The 16,171-nt window shown below is 74.9% G+C and carries 3 protein-coding genes; all 3 read right to left on the bottom strand.

Annotated features, from left to right (window positions below; genetic code table 11):
- Window positions 1-11: 11 nt before the first annotated feature.
- From AB0M08_RS17920 to AB0M08_RS17910, 3 genes are read right to left on the bottom strand one after another with little or no spacing between them, the layout of a single operon-like run.
- Window positions 12-7,007: an amino acid adenylation domain-containing protein gene (locus tag AB0M08_RS17920; protein WP_364493981.1), complete on the bottom strand. Its 6,996-nt coding sequence runs from the start codon at window positions 7,005-7,007 to the stop codon at window positions 12-14.
- The gene (locus AB0M08_RS17915; RefSeq protein ID WP_364493978.1) at window positions 7,000-12,528 is read right to left on the bottom strand and encodes an amino acid adenylation domain-containing protein; all 5,529 of its coding nucleotides are present in this window, start codon (window positions 12,526-12,528) and stop codon (window positions 7,000-7,002) included. Before AB0M08_RS17915 ends, AB0M08_RS17920 begins: the two co-directional genes overlap by 8 nt.
- A complete protein-coding gene (locus AB0M08_RS17910) occupies window positions 12,528-16,163 on the bottom strand; it encodes an ATP-binding cassette domain-containing protein (RefSeq protein WP_364493976.1) in 3,636 nt (1,211 codons plus the stop codon). The genes AB0M08_RS17915 and AB0M08_RS17910 overlap by 1 nt, the downstream gene beginning before the upstream one ends.
- Between the last annotated feature and the right edge of the window lie 8 nt (window positions 16,164-16,171).

Raw genomic sequence — 16,171 nt, 5'->3', positions numbered from 1 at the left:
CTCCGTCGTCGTCAGTTCGCCAGCAGGGACTGGGCTTCGTCGTCGGACAGGCTCTCCAGCTCGGTGAGGAGCAGTTCCTCGATCACCAGAGCGGTCTCCGCCAGCGTGGGACTGTCGAACAGCACCCGGATCGGCACATCGAGCTCCAGCTGCTGGCGCAGGTGCACCACGACGCGCATGGCCATCAGCGAGTCGCCGCCCAGGGCGAAGAAGTCGTCGTGAACGCCGACCCGCGCCACCCCGAGCATCGACGCCCACACCTCGGCGACGGCCTGCTCCACAGCGGTGCCCGGCGCCTCGTACGGGACCAGGTCCGCCTCGTCGACCTCGTCCGGCACCACCAGGGCCCTGCGGTCGACCTTGCCGTTGGCGGTCAGCGGCAGTTCGTCCAGCTCGTACAGGACCCCGGGGATCATGTAGCCGGGCAGCGTGGTGGCGAGGAAGTCGAGCAGGTCGCCGGGGAGCGGCTCACCGGCCTGCGCGACCACGAACGCGACCAGCCGTTTCGCGCCGCGCGGGTCGCCGTGCGCCACGGCCACCGCGGCCCGCACACCCGGATGCTGGGTCAGCGCCGCCTCGATCTCGCCCAGCTCGATGCGGTAGCCCTGCACCTTGACCTGGAAGTCCTCCCGGCCGAGGAACTCGATCTCCCCGCCCGGCAGGAAGCGGCCCAGATCTCCGGTGCGGTAGAGCCGCTCGCCGGTGCCGGGGTGCACGATGAACGCCGCCGCGGTCTTCGCCTCGTCGAGCAGGTAACCCTGTGCCAGCCCGACCCCGCCGATGTACAGCTGACCGGGCACCCAGTCCGGGCACGGGCGCAGGTCGTCGTCGAGCACGTGGAAACTCTGGTTCCGCATCGGATGCCCGTACGGGATGCTGGTCCAGGTCATCGGCACGGCCCCGACCGGGTAGAGGATCGACCAGATCGACGCCTCGGTCGCCCCGCCGAGGCTGATCACCTCGGGGCCGCCGAGCGCCCGGCGGATCCGTTCCGGCAGGGTCACCGGGATCCAGTCGCCGCTGAGCATGACCAGTCGCAGCCGCGCCGCCGCGCCGCTCACCGTCAGGTGCTCGACCAGCAGCTCCATCAGGGCGGGCACCGAGTTCCACACGGTCACCCCGGCGCCGGTGAGCAGGGCCAGCCAGGCGGCCGGGTCACGCTGCGCGTCGGCCTCCGGTACGACGATCGCGCCGCCGACGGCGAGCGGACCGAAGATGTCGTAGACCGACAGGTCGAAACTGAGCGACGAGACGGCCAGCACCCGGTCGTCGGCCCCGATCGCGAACCGGTCGTTGACGTCGGCGACCGTGTTCAGCGCACCCCGGTGGTCGATCATCACGCCCTTGGGCAGGCCGGTGGAGCCGGAGGTGAAGATGACGTAGGCCAGGTCGCCCGGGGTCACCTCGCCGGTGTCGCCGGACGGCACGCCGTCGGCCGGCAGCGTGTCCACCTCGTACGCCGCCTCGACCGCACCGATGCCGGCGAAACGGGCGGCGCCGATCCGGCTCTGGGTCAGCACCGCACGTGCCCGGCTGTGCTCCAGGAGCAGGCGCACCCGCTCCGGCGGCAGGTCCGGGTCGATCGGCAGATACGCGCCGCCGGCGGCCAGGACGCCCAGCACCGCGGCGCACTGCTCCCAGCCCTTCTCCATGATCACCGCGATCAGCTCGCTGGGGCGGACCCGCAGCGGGCGCAGCCGGCCGGCGATCGTGTACGCCCGGCCCGCCAGTTCGCCGTAGCTGAGGGTGCGGCCGGCGGTGACGACCGCGGTGCGCCGTGGATCACGGGCCGCGACGGCGAAGAACGGCTCGTGCAGCAGACCGTCCGGCACCGGCCCCGCGGTCCGGTTGTACGCCTGCCGCGCCTCGACCTGACCGGCCGGCAGCAGCGACGGCATCGGCTCGTCCCAGCGGTCCTCGTCCCGGGCGAGCCAGTCGAGCAGTCCCAGGGTGGCGGTGCGGATGTCGGCCACCATGCCGTCCGGGAACAGCCCGTCGACCGCGTCGATGTCCAGCACCAGCTCACCGTCGAGCTCGTAGACCTGGGTGTCGATCCAGATCTGCGGCGTCTGCGAGATGCTGTACGTGACCTCGCCGATCTGCGGGTGCTCGCCGATGGCCTGGAAGAGGCTGGTGAACACGACCGGCATGGCCGCCGCGGCGTCCCCGCGCCGGCGTTTGACCTCGCGCAGCACCCGGACCCCGCCGAACAGCCGGTGATCCAGGTCGGCGGCGAGCCGGGCCCGGACCGCCTCGGCCCGCGCCCGGAAGGTGCCGGTGCCGCTCGCGTCCATCTCCAGCAGGGTCACCGAGGTGAAATCGCCGACGATCGCGTCGACCTGCGGGTGCAGCGGCAGCCGGTTGGCCATCGGCAGGTTCAGCGTGAAGCGGCGGCTCTTCGACCAACTTCCGAGCACTTCACCGTACGCGGTCAGCAGCACCGCGGTCGGCGTGATGCCACGCCGGGCGGCCTGTGCCCGCAGCCGTGCCCACGGCGCCGCGCCCAGCCGGCCGGTGAGCCTGCTGAACCGTACCTCGGTCATGGTCTGCGGATCGGCGGCCAACGGCAGATCCGGCGCCGGGGGCAGATCCGGCACCCGGTCGAGCCAGTACCGGGCCGCCCGGTCGTACCGCGCGGTCCGCTCGATCTGCCGGGTGGCCAGCACGTAGTCGCGGAACGACAGCTCCAGCTCGGGCAGGCCGGCGTCCGGCTCGTGGTAGAGCCGGGTCAGCTCCCGCATCCAGATCACCGACGCCCACGCGTCGGTGATCAGGCCGTCGATGCTGAAGTGCACCCGGCCGCGGCCGCCGTCCATCAGGGTGGCCCGCATCTCGAACAGCGGCCACCGTTCCGGGGCGAAGATCTGGTGCGACATCGCCGCGCGGGTGGCCCGCAGGGCGGCGGTCTCGGCATCCGCGCCGCGCCCGCGGACGTCCTCGGTCACGATCACGTAGTCCGGCACGTCGGCGAGGATCTGCTGCTCGCCGTGGGGCAGCACGATCGCACGCAGCATGCCGTGCCGGGCGATGGTGCGCCGCAACGCCGCCTGCAGCCGGGCGACGTCCAGGTCCTCGACGTCGAACTCCTCGTAACCGTGCATGCCGGCGCCGAGCTCGAAGACGCCGCTGCGGCCGATCCAGTAGGCCTGCTGCACGTCGGTAAGCGGGAACGGCTCGCCGGCCGCGGCCGGGTCCGGTACCGCCACGATCAGCGGTTCCGGCTCGCCGGCGGTGGCATCGGCGGCACGCACCGCGGCGGCCAGGCCGCGGACCGTGGGATCCTCGACGAACACCCGCAGCGGCACCTCGACCCCGCAGTCCTGCCGGACCCGGACCGTCACCTGGGCGGCCAGCAGCGAATGCCCGCCGAGGGCGAAGAAGTCGGTGTCCGGCGCGATGGCCGGCACGCCCAGCAGGTCGGCGAAGACCGCCGCGATCCGTTGCTGGACCGGGTCCCCGTCGTCCGGCTCGGCCGCGTCCGTCTCGCCACTCGGCGGGGTGCCCGGATCGACGCCCGGATCGACGGTGACCAGGCACGAACCGGGTGCGGTGCCGGCGATCCGCGGCACCAGCGCCTCCAGACGGTCCAGGTCGAGACCGGGCCAGGCGTACGTGGTGAACGACGCCCCCGTCGCGTCGGCGCTTCGCGCGAACCGCGCCCGCACCGCGTCGGCCGCGGCCGGGTCGCCGACGACGTGCGCCTCGACCACGTGCGCCGCGCCGATCGCGGCGGTCAGCATCTCGGCGGTGTCGCCCCGCGGCACGCCGGTGAGCACCACCAGCACGTGCTCGGGCGTGCCCGCCCCGGTGACACCGGCACCGGCGCGGGCCAGCGCCCGGGCGAACCGGGTCGCGGCCGGCTCGTCGCCCACCACCCGGACCTGCCGGCCGGCGAGGCCTCCGCCGGTCACCGGCAACGGTTCGAGCGACGGCACGAAGCGGTGGGTACCGCGCATCGCCACGACCGGCTCGGGCCGGGCCGCGGTCAGCTCCGCGGCCACCTGGCGGCGCGTCACCGGCGGCGCACCGGCCGGCACGTCGATCAGGGTGCGGCTGCCGGGCCGGCCGGAACGGGCCCAGTCCAGCAGCACGGATCGCTGCGGGATCAGGTCTTCCTCACCGGTCACGTCGAGGACCCCGGTGGTCAGCAGCACCGTGCGGCCCTCGGGCGGGTCCGCCGGAATGCTCAGCGGTGCCTCCGGGTCGAGCAGCGCGGTGTGGAGCACGCCCGCGCCCGGCCGCCCGCCGGTGACGTTCACCCCGGCGAGCAGTTCGGCCGGCTCACCCACCACCTGCCAGGCGGCGGGCGACGCCAGCGGCAGCGGCAGCGGCGCGGTCCGGCGGAAGGTGTGTGCCGACAGCAGGCTCGTCGCCTCGGCCGGCCGGGTGGCGGGCGGCCGTACCCAGTGCCGTTCCCGCTGGAACGGATAGGTCGGCAGCGGGACCCGCCGCGGCCGGTGCGCGCCGTGCATCGCCGGGAAGTCCACCGCGGCGCCGTGGCACCACAACCGCCCGGCGGCGGTGAGGGCCTCCCGGTGGGCGTCGCTCTCCGGGTCCAGCCCGGCGACGGTCGCGCGGAAGGCGCCGGAGCTCGCGGCCAGCCCGGTGAGCGCGCCGCCGACGCCGGCCTCCAGCCAGAGCGCGTCCGGGTCGGCGCAGGCCGCCAGCCCGTCGGCGAAGCGCACCGGGGCGCGCAGCTGCCGTCCCCAGTAGGCCGGGTCGGTCGCCTGCGCGTCGGTGATCCAGGTGCCGGTCACGTTCGACACGAACGGGATCCGCGGCGCGGCCAGCGGCAGCCGGGCCGCCTCGGCGGTGAACGCGGCCGCGGCGGCGTCCATGCTCGGCGAGTGGAAGGCGTGCGAGGTACGCAGCCGGGTGAACGTCACCGCCCGGTCGGCGAGCGCCGCCTCGAGGGCCTCGACGGCCGCGTGCGGGCCGGAGACCACGCACTGGCGCGGCCCGTTCACCGCGGCGACCGCCAGGTGCTCGCCCAGCATCGGCAGCACCTCGTCCTCGGCGAGCGGGACGGCCACCATCGCGCCCGGCTCGGCGGCCTGCATGAGTCGGCCACGGGCCGCGACCAGGCGCGACGCGTCGGCCGGGGAGAGCACCCCGGCGACACAGGCCGCGACGAGCTCGCCGACGCTGTGCCCGAGCATCGCCGACGGGCGTACGCCCCACGACTGCCAGAGGGTGGCCAGGGCGTACTGCACCGCGAACAGGGCCGGCTGGGCGTACCGAGTCAGGGTGATCCGCTCCCGCGCGGCGTCGCTCTGCCCGTCGGCCGGGTAGAGCAGGTCACGCAGATCCTCGCCGAACTCCGGGGCCAGCGCGCCGGCGATCTCGTCGAGCGCGGCCCGGAAGACCGGCTCGCCCCGGTACAGGGCGTGGCCCATGCCGACGCGCTGGGTGCCCTGGCCGGGGAAGCCGAACACCACCCGGCGGTCACCGGCGTCGTCCTGCGCCGGCCGGTGCTCGGGCGTCGCGGTGCCCAGCGCGTCCACGGCACCGGCGAGGTCGATGGCGACCACGAACCGCCGGTACGGCAGCCGCCACCGGCCCTGCTGCAGGGTGAACGCGACGTCGGCCAGCGCCGGTGACCCGCCGGACCGCAGATGGGCGGCGAGCCGGGCGGCGGTGGCCTCCAGCGCGGCCGGGGTGGCCGCCGACAGCGGCAGCAGCTGGGGCCGGTCCGGGCCGGCGGTGGCCGGGCTCGGCGGCGCCGATTCCAGCACCACGTGCGCGTTGGTGCCGCCGATGCCGAACGAGCTGACCCCGGCCCGCAGCACGTCCCCGGTCCAATCGGTCAGCGCGGTGTTGACCCGCAGCGGGCTGCCGTCCAGCTCCAGCCGGGGGTTCGGGGTACGCACGTGCAGCGACGGCGGCAGCTGCCGGGCGGTCATCGCCAGCACCGTCTTGATCAGGCCGACCACACCGGCCGCGGTGTCCAGGTGCCCGACGTTCGACTTCACCGAGCCCAGCGCGATCCGCCCGGCGCCGGCCGTACCGAACACGGCCCGCAGGGCGGCCACCTCGATCGGGTCGCCGAGCGGGGTGCCGGTGCCGTGCGCCTCCACGTACGAGATCGTCTCCGGTGCGACGCCGGACACCCCGAGCGCCTCGGCGATCACGTCGGCCTGACCGTCCACGCTGGGCGCGGTGAAGCCGACCTTGCGCGAGCCGTCGTTGTTGATCGCCGAGCCGCGGATCACCGCGTGGATCACGTCGCCGTCGGCGATCGCGTCGGCCAGCCGCCGCAGCACGACCACGCCGGCACCGGAGGACGGGACCGCGCCGGTCGCCTCGCTGTCGAAGGCGCGGCAGTGCCCGTCGGCCGACAGGATCCCGCCGGCCTCGTGCCGGTATCCGCGCCGCGCGGCGATCACCGTCGCCCCACCGGCCAGCGCGATGTCGCACTCGCCGGCGAGCAGTGCCTGCGCGGCCATGTGCACCGCGACCAGCGACGTCGAGCAGCCGGTCTGCACGCTGACGCTGGGCCCGTGCAGGTCGAGCTTGTACGACACTCGGGTCGGCACGAAGTCCTTGTCGTTGCCGAGCGCCGTCTGGAACGCGCCGACGCGCTGGACCAGTTCCCGGTTCGGCAGCAGGTTGTGCATCAGATACGAGCTCTCCCCCACCCCGGCGTAGACGCCGGTGACCGTGTCACCGCGGTCGGCGGGGTGCCCGGCGTGCTCCAGCGCCTCCCACGCGCACTCCAGCATGATCCGGTGCTGCGGATCGAGCAGTTGCGCCTCGCGGGCGGAGAAGCCGAAGAACCGGTGATCGAAACCGGCCACGTCGTCGAGCAGGCCGACGGCCCGGACGTACCCGGGATCGGCGATCTCCCCCGGGTCGGCCCCGTCTGCCAGCAGTTGCTCGTCGGTCAGCGTGGAGATCGACTCCACCCCGTCGCGCAGATTGCCCCAGAACGCCGCCGGGGTGTCCGCCCCCGGTACGCGCAGGGCCATCCCGACGATCGCGATGCCTTCGGTGTCCGCGTCAGTCATCTCTTCCGTCCCCGTTTCCGGACCGCGCGCGCAGCCGCGCCGCTCGTCCGCTCTGACTCACTCGTGTCTCGGCGCGACGCCGGCCCGCGGCGCCGCCGGGCTGCTCGTCGCCGGTGGCCAGCCGCCGGGCCAGCGAGCGCACCGTGGGGTGGCGCAGCAGATCGACCACCGCGACCGGGCGGCCCAGCCGCTCCACCAGCCGGCCCTGAACCCGGACCAGCAGCAGCGAATGGCCGCCCAGGTCGAAGAAGTTGTCGTCCATGCCGACCCGGTCGACCGACAGGACCTCGCACCAGACGCCGGCGACCGTGCGCTCCAGCGCCCCGGTGGGCTGCTCGGCCGCCGGGGCCGTGGCGGGGCCCTCGGGTGCCGGCAGCGACGCCCGATCGATCTTGCCGCGCTCGCCGCGCGGCAGCCGGTCCAGCAACAGAAAGGCGGCGGGCACCAGGTAGCCGGGCAGCCGCTGGTCGAGGTGGGCGCGCAGGTCGGCCGCCGACAGCGGGCCGTCGGCGACCACGTACCCGGTCAGCGCCGGATGTCCCGGCCGGTCCTCGCGCAACAGCACGGCGGCTTCGCGCACCCGGGGGTGGCTGGTCAGCGCCGCCTCGATCTCGCCCGGCTCGATCCGGAAGCCGCGCAGCTTGACCTGGTCGTCGGTGCGGCCGAGGAACTCCAGCACGCCGGTGACGGTGCGCCGCGCCCGGTCCCGGGTGGCGTACATCCGGGAGCCGGGCGGGCCCCACGGGTCGGCCAGGAACGCGGCCCCGGTCTTCGCCGGATCGCCCGTGTATCCCTGGGCGACGCCCGGGCCGGCCAGGTACAGCTCGCCGGGCACGCCCGGCGGCACCGGGTGCAGGGACCCGTCCAGGACGTACGCCCGCACTCCCGGCAGCGGCTGCCCGATCGGCACGGTGCCGGCGGTGACGTGCCGAGCTCCGGGTTCGTACACCGTCGCGGTGATCGTCGCCTCGGTCGGGCCGTACGCGTTGAGCCACCGCACCCGGTCCGGCACCGCCGCGCGCCACTGCTCCAGGCGGGTGCCGTCGACCCGTTCGCTGCCCACCACCACCAGCCGCAGATCCGCGGTGACCGGGCACTGCCCGAGCTGCGGCACCCACTCGTGCCAGTACGAGGCGGGCAGGTTCAGCACGGTGAGCCGTTCCCGGGCGGCCAGCGCGGTCATCTCCGGGATGCCGGGCACCGGCCCGTCCGGCAGCAGCACCACGGTGGCGCCCCGGATCAGGGTGGTGAACAGTTCCTCGGCGGCCACGTCGAAGGTCAGCGCGGCGAACTGCAGCGCGCGATCGGCCGGGCGCAGGTCGTACCGGCCGGCGACCGCCTGCACGGTGTGCGCCAGGTTGCCGTGGCCGACCACCACCCCCTTGGGGGCGCCGGTGCTGCCGGAGGTGTAGAGCACGTACGCCGGCCAGCCCGGATCCGGCATCGGCGGCAGGTCCCGCGCCGGCGTGCCGGCCAGCTCCCGTACCCCGGGCGCGTCCAGGACGAGCCGGGCGCCCGAGTCACCCACCAGGTGGTCGCGGCGCTGCCGTGGGGCGAGCGGGTCGATCGGCACGTACGCCGCCCCGGCGCGCAGCACACCCAGCAGCGCGACCGGCCACAGCAGACTGCGGCCGGTGGCCACCGCGACGGTGTCACCCGGCCCGATCCCCCGCGCGTGCAGGGCGGCCGCGACCCGCTCGGCCGCCCCGGCCAGGTCGGCGTAGGTCAGTTCGTCGCCGTCCTGGCGTACCGCGACCGCCCGCGGTCCCGCGGCCACCGCCGCGGCGAACAGCTGCGGCACGGTCGCCGCGGCGGGCGCCGTGGTGCCGTCCGGGTTCGGGGCGGCGAGCATCGGCAGCCGGCCCAGCGGCGACTCCGGGCTGCGCAGGGCGGCGTCCAGCTGCGCCAGGTAGTGCCCGGCCAGCCGCTCCGCGGTGGCCCGGTCGAACAGGTCGAGGTCGTACTCGACGTGGCCGCGCCACGCGCCGGAGTCCAGCGGCGCCTCGTCCCAGCCGACGGTCAGGTCGAACTTGGCGATACCGACGTCCGGTTCGCTGACCCCGACCCGCAGTCCGGGCAGGGCACCGGTGGTCTCCGGCACGTTCTGCATCGACATCATCACCTGGAACAGCGGGGTACGGCCCGGCTCGCGAGGTGGCCGTACCGCCGCCACCACCTGCTCGAACGGCACGTCCTGGTGTTCGTACGCGCCGAGGGTCGCCTCGCGCACCCGGTGCAGCAGGCCGGCGAAGCTCAACCGCGGCGTCCACCTCGCCCGGACCACGACCGTGTTCACGAAGAAGCCGATCAGCTGCTCGAACGCGGGGTGGGTACGCCCGGAGACCGGGATGCCGACGCTGACGTCGGTGACGCCCGCGTACCGGCCGAGGGTCAGCTGGAACGCCGTCAGCAGGATCATGAACGGGGTGACGCCGTACGCCCGCCCGGTCTCACGCAGCCGGGCCGCCAGCTCGGGTGCCAGCCGGATCTCGAACCGCTCGCCCACGTTGCGCGGCTGCTCCGGACGTGGCCGGTCGACCGGCAGGTCCAGCAGCGGCGGGGCACCGTGCAGCGCCTGCCGCCAGTGGGCCAGCTGCCGCTCCCGCAACGGCCCGTCGAGCAGCCCGTGTTGCCAGGTCACGTAGTCGGCGTACCGGAACGCGGGCGGTGGCAGGGATCCGCCGGTGTACAGGACGCCCAGCTCGCGCAGGAGTACGCCGATCGACCAGCCGTCCGAGACGATGTGGTGCACGGCGACGGTCAGCAGGTGCCGTTCGTCGGTCACCCGGACCAGCGCGGCGCGCAGCAGCGGGCCGGCGGCCAGGTCGAACGGCGCGGCGGCCAGCCGGTGCACGAGGGCGGCCGCCGCCTCGTCACGGCCGGGGCCGGGCAGCGGCCGTAGGTCGGTGACGGGCAGCTCGAGGTCGGCGGGCGCGTCGATCACCTGCCGCGGCTCGCCGTCGCCGGCGACGATCCTGGTACGCAGCGCCGCATGCCGGCGGACCAGTGCGCTCAGCGCACCGGTCAGGGCCGCGACGTCCAGCGGCCCGTCGATGGTCAGCAGCAGCGGCACGTTGTACAGCGCCCGGCCCGGCGTCAGCCGGTCGAGGAACCAGAGCCGGTGCTGGGCGGGCGACACCGGCAGCGGGCCGTCGCCGTCGCCGGCCACCGGGGCCGGGACGTCCCCGCAGGCCGCGGTGGCGACCTGCCCGGCCAGGGCCTCGACGGTCGGCGCGGCGAACGCGGCGCGGACCCCGAGCTCGACGCCGAGCCGTGCGGCGATCCGGGAGACGACCTGGGCGGCCAGCAGCGAGTGACCGCCCAGGGCGAAGAAGTCGTCGGTCGCCGAGATCCGCGGCACGCCGAGCAGCTCCGCCCAGATGCCGGCGATCAGCTGCTGAACCGGGCCGGCCGGCGGCACGAAGACCGCGGCCCGCACGCCGTCGTCCGGGCCCGGCGCCGGCAGGGCCCGGCGGTCGAGCTTGCCATTCGGGGTGACCGGCAACTCGGGCAGCACCACGTAGAAGGCCGGGACCATCGCCTCGGGCAGCCGGGCGGCCAGCCAGGAGCGCAGCTCGTGCCGGTCGATGCCGGACCCGGCCACCACGTGGGCGACCAGATGCCGGCCGTCGCCCTCGCCGCCCACGGTGACCGCGGCGGCACCGATGCCGGGGGCCGTGGTCAGCACCGCCGCGATCTCGTCCGGCTCGATGCGCACGCCGCGGATCTTCACCTGGTCGTCGGTCCGGCCCAGGAACTCGATCTGGCCGTCCGGCCGCCACCGGGCGACGTCGCCGGTGCGGTAGAGCCGCGCACCCGAGCCCGCCACACCGGCGACGAACCGCTGCGCGGTCAGGCCGGGACGGCCCAGATAGCCTCGGGCCAGGCGCGGGCCGCCCAGGTGCAGCTCGCCGGGCACGCCGATCCCGGTAGGGCGCCCCCACGGGTCGAGCACCGCGGCGGTCGTCTCCGCGATCGGCCGCCCGATCGGCACCCGCACCTCGACCGGCCAGTCGCCGGGTACGTCGTAGCAGGTGGCGATCGAGGTGACCTCGGTCGGCCCGTACACGTTCGCGACGCGCAACCCGGGCACCGCCCGCCGCAGCGCCGCGGCCCGTCGCGGGTCGGCGGCCTCGCCGCCGAAGAGGATCACCCGCAGTGGGGCGAACATCGCCGGGTCGGTGTCCACGCACCGGTTGAACAGGGCGGTGGTCAGGAACATCGCGGTGATGCCGTGCCGCGCGACGCGCCGTCCGAGCGCCACCGGGTCCAGCGACTCGTCCCGGCCGATGCCGACCAGCCGGCCCCCGTTGAGCAGGGCACCCCAGATCTCGATGGTCGCCGCGTCGAACGACACGTTGGCGACCTGGGCCACCCGGTCGGTGGCGGTGAAACCGGCCCAGGCGCTGTCGTGCACGAGCCCCACCACCGCCCGGTGGATGATCTCGGTGCCCTTGGGTTGCCCCGTCGACCCGGAGGTGTAGAAGACGCAGGCCCGCCGGCCGGGGTGCGGCTGCGGCAGGACGGCCGACGACGGGACGGGCTGCTCGGCGTCGGCCCATCGCAGGACCGGCGGGCCGGCCGCGAATCCCGGGTCCCGGTCGGTGATGAGCAGCGCGGCACCGCTGTCGCGGACCATGTGGTCCAGCCGCGGCGCCGGATGCCCGGGATCCAGCGGCAGGTACGTGCCGCCGGCGGCGAGCACACCGAGCACGGCGATCACCAGGCGCGCCGAGGGGGCCATCGCCAGTCCCACCACGGTCTCCGTGGTGACACCGCGCGCCAGCAGGGTGGCCGCCACCCGCTGCGCCCGGTCCCACAGCTGCGCGTAGGTCAGGGTGGCGTCGGCGAACTCCAGCGCCACCTCCTGCGGGCGGTCCGCGACCTGGCGGCGGAACATCGTCACGATGCTCTCCGCCCGGTCCGGCCCGCCGGCGGTGCCCCAGCGGGCCAGCTGCGCCAGCTCCCCGGCGGTGGTGTGCGCCAGCTCCCCGACCGGGCGGTGCGGCTCGGCGAGCAGGGCGTCGAGCAGGGTGATCAGGTGGGTGGCCAGCCAGCGCACGGTGGCCGGGTCGAACAGCCGCGGGTCGTACTCCAGCCGGCCGGGCCACGAACCGTCCGCGGCCGGGCCCGGCCGCCAGCGGAGGGTGAGGTCGGCGATGGGCGCCTCGACCGGCTCGGGCGCCTCGGCGGCGAAGATCATGCGCGGGTCCTGTGGCGCGACCCGCGGGTCGGGGTCCGCGGCGCGCAGCAGCCCGGCCAGGTTCTCCCGGCCGGTCCAGCACAGCCGGGCCGGCCCGTCGGCGTGCACGCCGACGTCGGTGACGCCCGCCTGCCGGCCCAGCATCAGCTGATAGGCGACCAGCAGCAGCCGCCGCGGGCCGGTCCCGAGCCGCTCCCCGGCCTGCGCCAGGCGCCGCACGGTCGCCGGGGGCAGACGGAGCGGGACCGCGGCACCGGCCTGCGCCGGGCTCGGCACCCGGGGCCGGTCGGTGACCAGTTCGAGGGCCGCGGTCTCCACTACGCCGGCCGTCCCGTCTCGATCAGCGCGGCGTCGTCGTCCCGGACGACCCGCCCCGCGTCCAGGGTGACGACCAGATCGGCGTCCGCCAGCGTCTGCCGGCGATGCGCGATCACCAGGACGGTGGCGCCGGCCAGCCGGGTACGCAGCACCTGCCGGATGTGCGCGTCGGTCTCCGCGTCGAGGCTCGCCGTGGCCTCGTCGATCAGCACGATCCGGGAGCCGTTGAGCAGCGCGCGGGCCAGGCAGAACAGCTGCCGCTCGCCAGCGCTGAACCGGGCGTCGCCGGTGGCCAGCGGATGGTCCAGGCCCTCGGGGAGCGAGGCCAGCCGTTCGGCCAGGCCGACCTCGGCCAGCGCCTGACGGGCCTGTTCGGGGGTGTGCGCGCCGAACGGGTCGAGGTTCTCCCGGACCGTACCGGGGAGCAGCACCGGGTCCTGCGGGATCACCTCGATGGCCGCCCGCAGGTCCGCCAGCCGCAGGGTGGAGACGTCGACGCCGTCGACGACGATCCGGCCGCCGTCCACCTCGACGAAGCGCAGCAGGCCGGCGAAGAGACTCGACTTGCCACTGCCGGTACGCCCGGCGATGCCGATCGTGCGGCCGCCCGGCACGTGCAGGCTGATCCGGTCGAGTGCGGGGGTACCACTACCGGCATAGCGCAGGGTGACGTCCTCGAACCGGATGTCGCCGGTGGACGGCCACCCGGCCGGTGCGGCGTCCCCGCCGGCCGGCTCGGCCGGCAGCTTCGTGTAGTCGTGCACCCGTTCGAAACCGGCCAGCGACAGGTCCATCATCTGCACCGTCATCAGGCTCATCGCCAGCGTCTCGATCAGCATGTACGCGAAGCTCAGTCCCGCTCCGGCGAATCCGGCGCCGACGTCGTTCGCGATCACCAGCAGCGTGGCGTAGCCGAACAGCACACCCGCGCCGAGCATGTCCAGGCGCAGGTTGAAGTGCCGGGACAGCGAGTTCACCGTGTAGTTCGCCTCGTGCGCCGTACGGGCCCGGGCGGCGAACTCCCGCTCGAAGCCGCGCATCCGGGCCGGCCGGCCCTCGATCGAGCCGACCCCCTCGACCACCTCGCCGAGCAGGGCCAGCACCGGCTCGGTGGCCTGCCGGGCCAGCCGGGACACCGCCACCGTGCTGGACCGGGTCCGGCCCTGCCACCGGCCGTAGAGCACCAGCACCGGCAGGGTCAGCAGCAGCGCGAACGGGTTGGTCAGCGCCAGCAGCGCCCAGGGCACGACCAGGCCGACGTAGATGGTCAGCGTGTCGACGGTGCTCTCCGGCAACTCCAGGTCGACGGTCTCCATGTCCGCGGAGAAGCGGGTGATCACCCGGCCGGACGGGGTGCGGTCGAAGAAGGAGAGCGGCGCGCGCAGGACGCTGCGCAGCATCCCGTCGTGCAGCCGGCCGCCCGCCCGTACGCCGCGGGAGAAGGCGAAGGTGAACAGGCCACGGTCCAGGGCCAGCCCGGTCAGGCCGATCAGGGCGAAGACGGCGGCGTAGAAGACGGTGTCCTCACCGGGCCGCTCGGTCCACCGGCCCAGCCAGAAGGAGGAGGCGCCGACCGCGCCCTGCCCGAGCACCGCCAGCCCGACCAGCACCAGGGCGAGGGCGCCGGGGGTCAGCACCCGCAGGTAGTCCCGGTACGTGGTCAGCAGCACCCGGCCGGTGCGGACCGGCGGCTCCGGTTCGTCGTCCTCCGGCTCGTCGCCAGCGGCCTCGCCCACCGGGGCGGCGTCGCCGGGCGTGCGGGCGGACACCGGCGTGGCGGTGCTCTCCGGCAGCAGCTCCGGGAGGGACGGGACGGCCTGCTCGAACGGGCCGTCCGCGACGATCCGGCCACCATCGAGAACGATCACCCGGTCGGCACGGCGGGCGAAGTCCAGCCGGTGGGTGGCCACGATCCGGGTACGCCCGGCCAGCACCGTACCGAACAGGTCATCCATGATGGTCGCCGCGACCGCGTCGTCGACCGCGCTGGTCGGGTCGTCGGCCAGGTACACGTCGGCGTCCTCGTAGCCGGCCCGGGCCAGCGCGACCCGCTGGCGCTGACCGCCGGAGAGGGTGGTGCCGCGCTCGCCGATCGGGGTCCGGTCCCCGTCCGGCATCGCGTCCAGGTCGGCATCGAGCGCGGTGGCGCGCAGCACCTCGGCGTACCGCTGCTCGTCCTCGGGGGAGAAGCAGCGGATGTTCTCGGCGACGGTGCCCTGCATGATCCAGGCCTGCTGCGGCAGGTAGACCACGCCGCCGCCGACCCGCATCGCGCCGGCGGTGCCGCGCATCCGGCCCGCCAGGGCACCGAGCAGCGCCGACTTGCCACTGCCGACGCGGCCCAGCACGCAGACCAGCTCACCGGGCGCCACCGCCAGGTCCACGCCGGTGAGCACCGGCGTGTCGGCACCCGGCCAGGCGATCGACGCGCCGGTGAGCGTGACGGCACCCGCCGGTGCGCCGCCGGCCGGGTCCTCCGCCGGCACCGCGACCGGCGCGGTCAGGAACGCGGTCATCTTGCCGAAGGCGACCCGCCACTCGTTGCGCATGTCGAGGTAACGCACCAGCTCGGGCAGCTGCGAGCGCAGCACGGTGAGCACCGCGATCGCGGCGAACACGTCCGCGGCGCGCAGCCGGTTGCCCAGCGCCGCGTACGTGACCAGGGTGACCGTGATCATCAGCACCGGGGCCGCGGCGTTGACCAGGTAGAGCATGGCGAGCCTGCGCTGGCGGCGCACCAGCAGCTCGTTGAGCACGGCCCGCTCCCGGCCGACCGCCGCCTCGGCCATCCGCTCCCAGCCGTGGGCGCGCAGGGTACGGATCGCCGCGACGAACTCGCTGATCAGTCCGATCCGGCGGCCGTTCGCCTCGCGGATCTGCGGGACCAGGTCGTACACCCGGTCGTTGGTCCGGTGGGAGAGCCACATCCCGCCGATCATCAGCGCGACGCCGACCAGCCCGGACCAGCCGAGCAGGAACAGCAGCACGGCGCAGGAGCCGGCGATGCCCAGCGGCACCGCCCACGCCATGTGGATGAACGACACCTTGCCGACCCGGGTGGCATCCGAGGAGGCGAGGGTGATCACCTCACCGGTCGGGTGGTCGAGCCGGGCGCCGCGGTCCATCCGCAGGTACCGGCCCAGCACCCGGGTGCGCAGCAGCGCGGTGATCGAGTGGGTGCTCTTCCACGTCTCCGACCACTGGTGCTTGTGCGCGAGCGAGTCGACGGCGTGGAACAACCCCAGCGCGGCCGCGATCAGCAGGCCCTGCCCGACCGTCCCGCGCGCCGCCCCTTCGAACCAGCCGACCATCTGGCGGATGAACAGCGGGCCGGCCACCGCGCACACCTCGTACGCCAGGAAGATCAGCGCGGCGAGCCAGAAGCGCCGGCGGTACGTCTCGTAGAGGGCGCGCCGCAGGCCGTCCGGCTCGCCCTGGTGGCGGGCCCAGGCCTCGTCGAACACCGGCCCGACCCGGTCCAGATGGTCGTATCGGGGCGGGACCAGGTTGTCGGAGAGCTCGAGCGGCCGCGTCCGGGCGACCGTCACGAGCGTCGACGGCCACTGGATGAAGACGCGCGAGAACACGTTCGCGCGCTCCTCGGCACTGGGCCGGCTGGGAATCTGGGTGCTCACCACGTCGT

The organism is Actinoplanes sp. NPDC051851, assembly GCF_040681165.1.
In the GTDB taxonomy this organism is placed as follows: Bacteria; Actinomycetota; Actinomycetes; order Mycobacteriales; family Micromonosporaceae; genus Actinoplanes.
The sequence above is the reverse complement of the archived record's forward strand: the minus strand, read 5'-3'. Positions and strand labels throughout refer to the sequence as shown.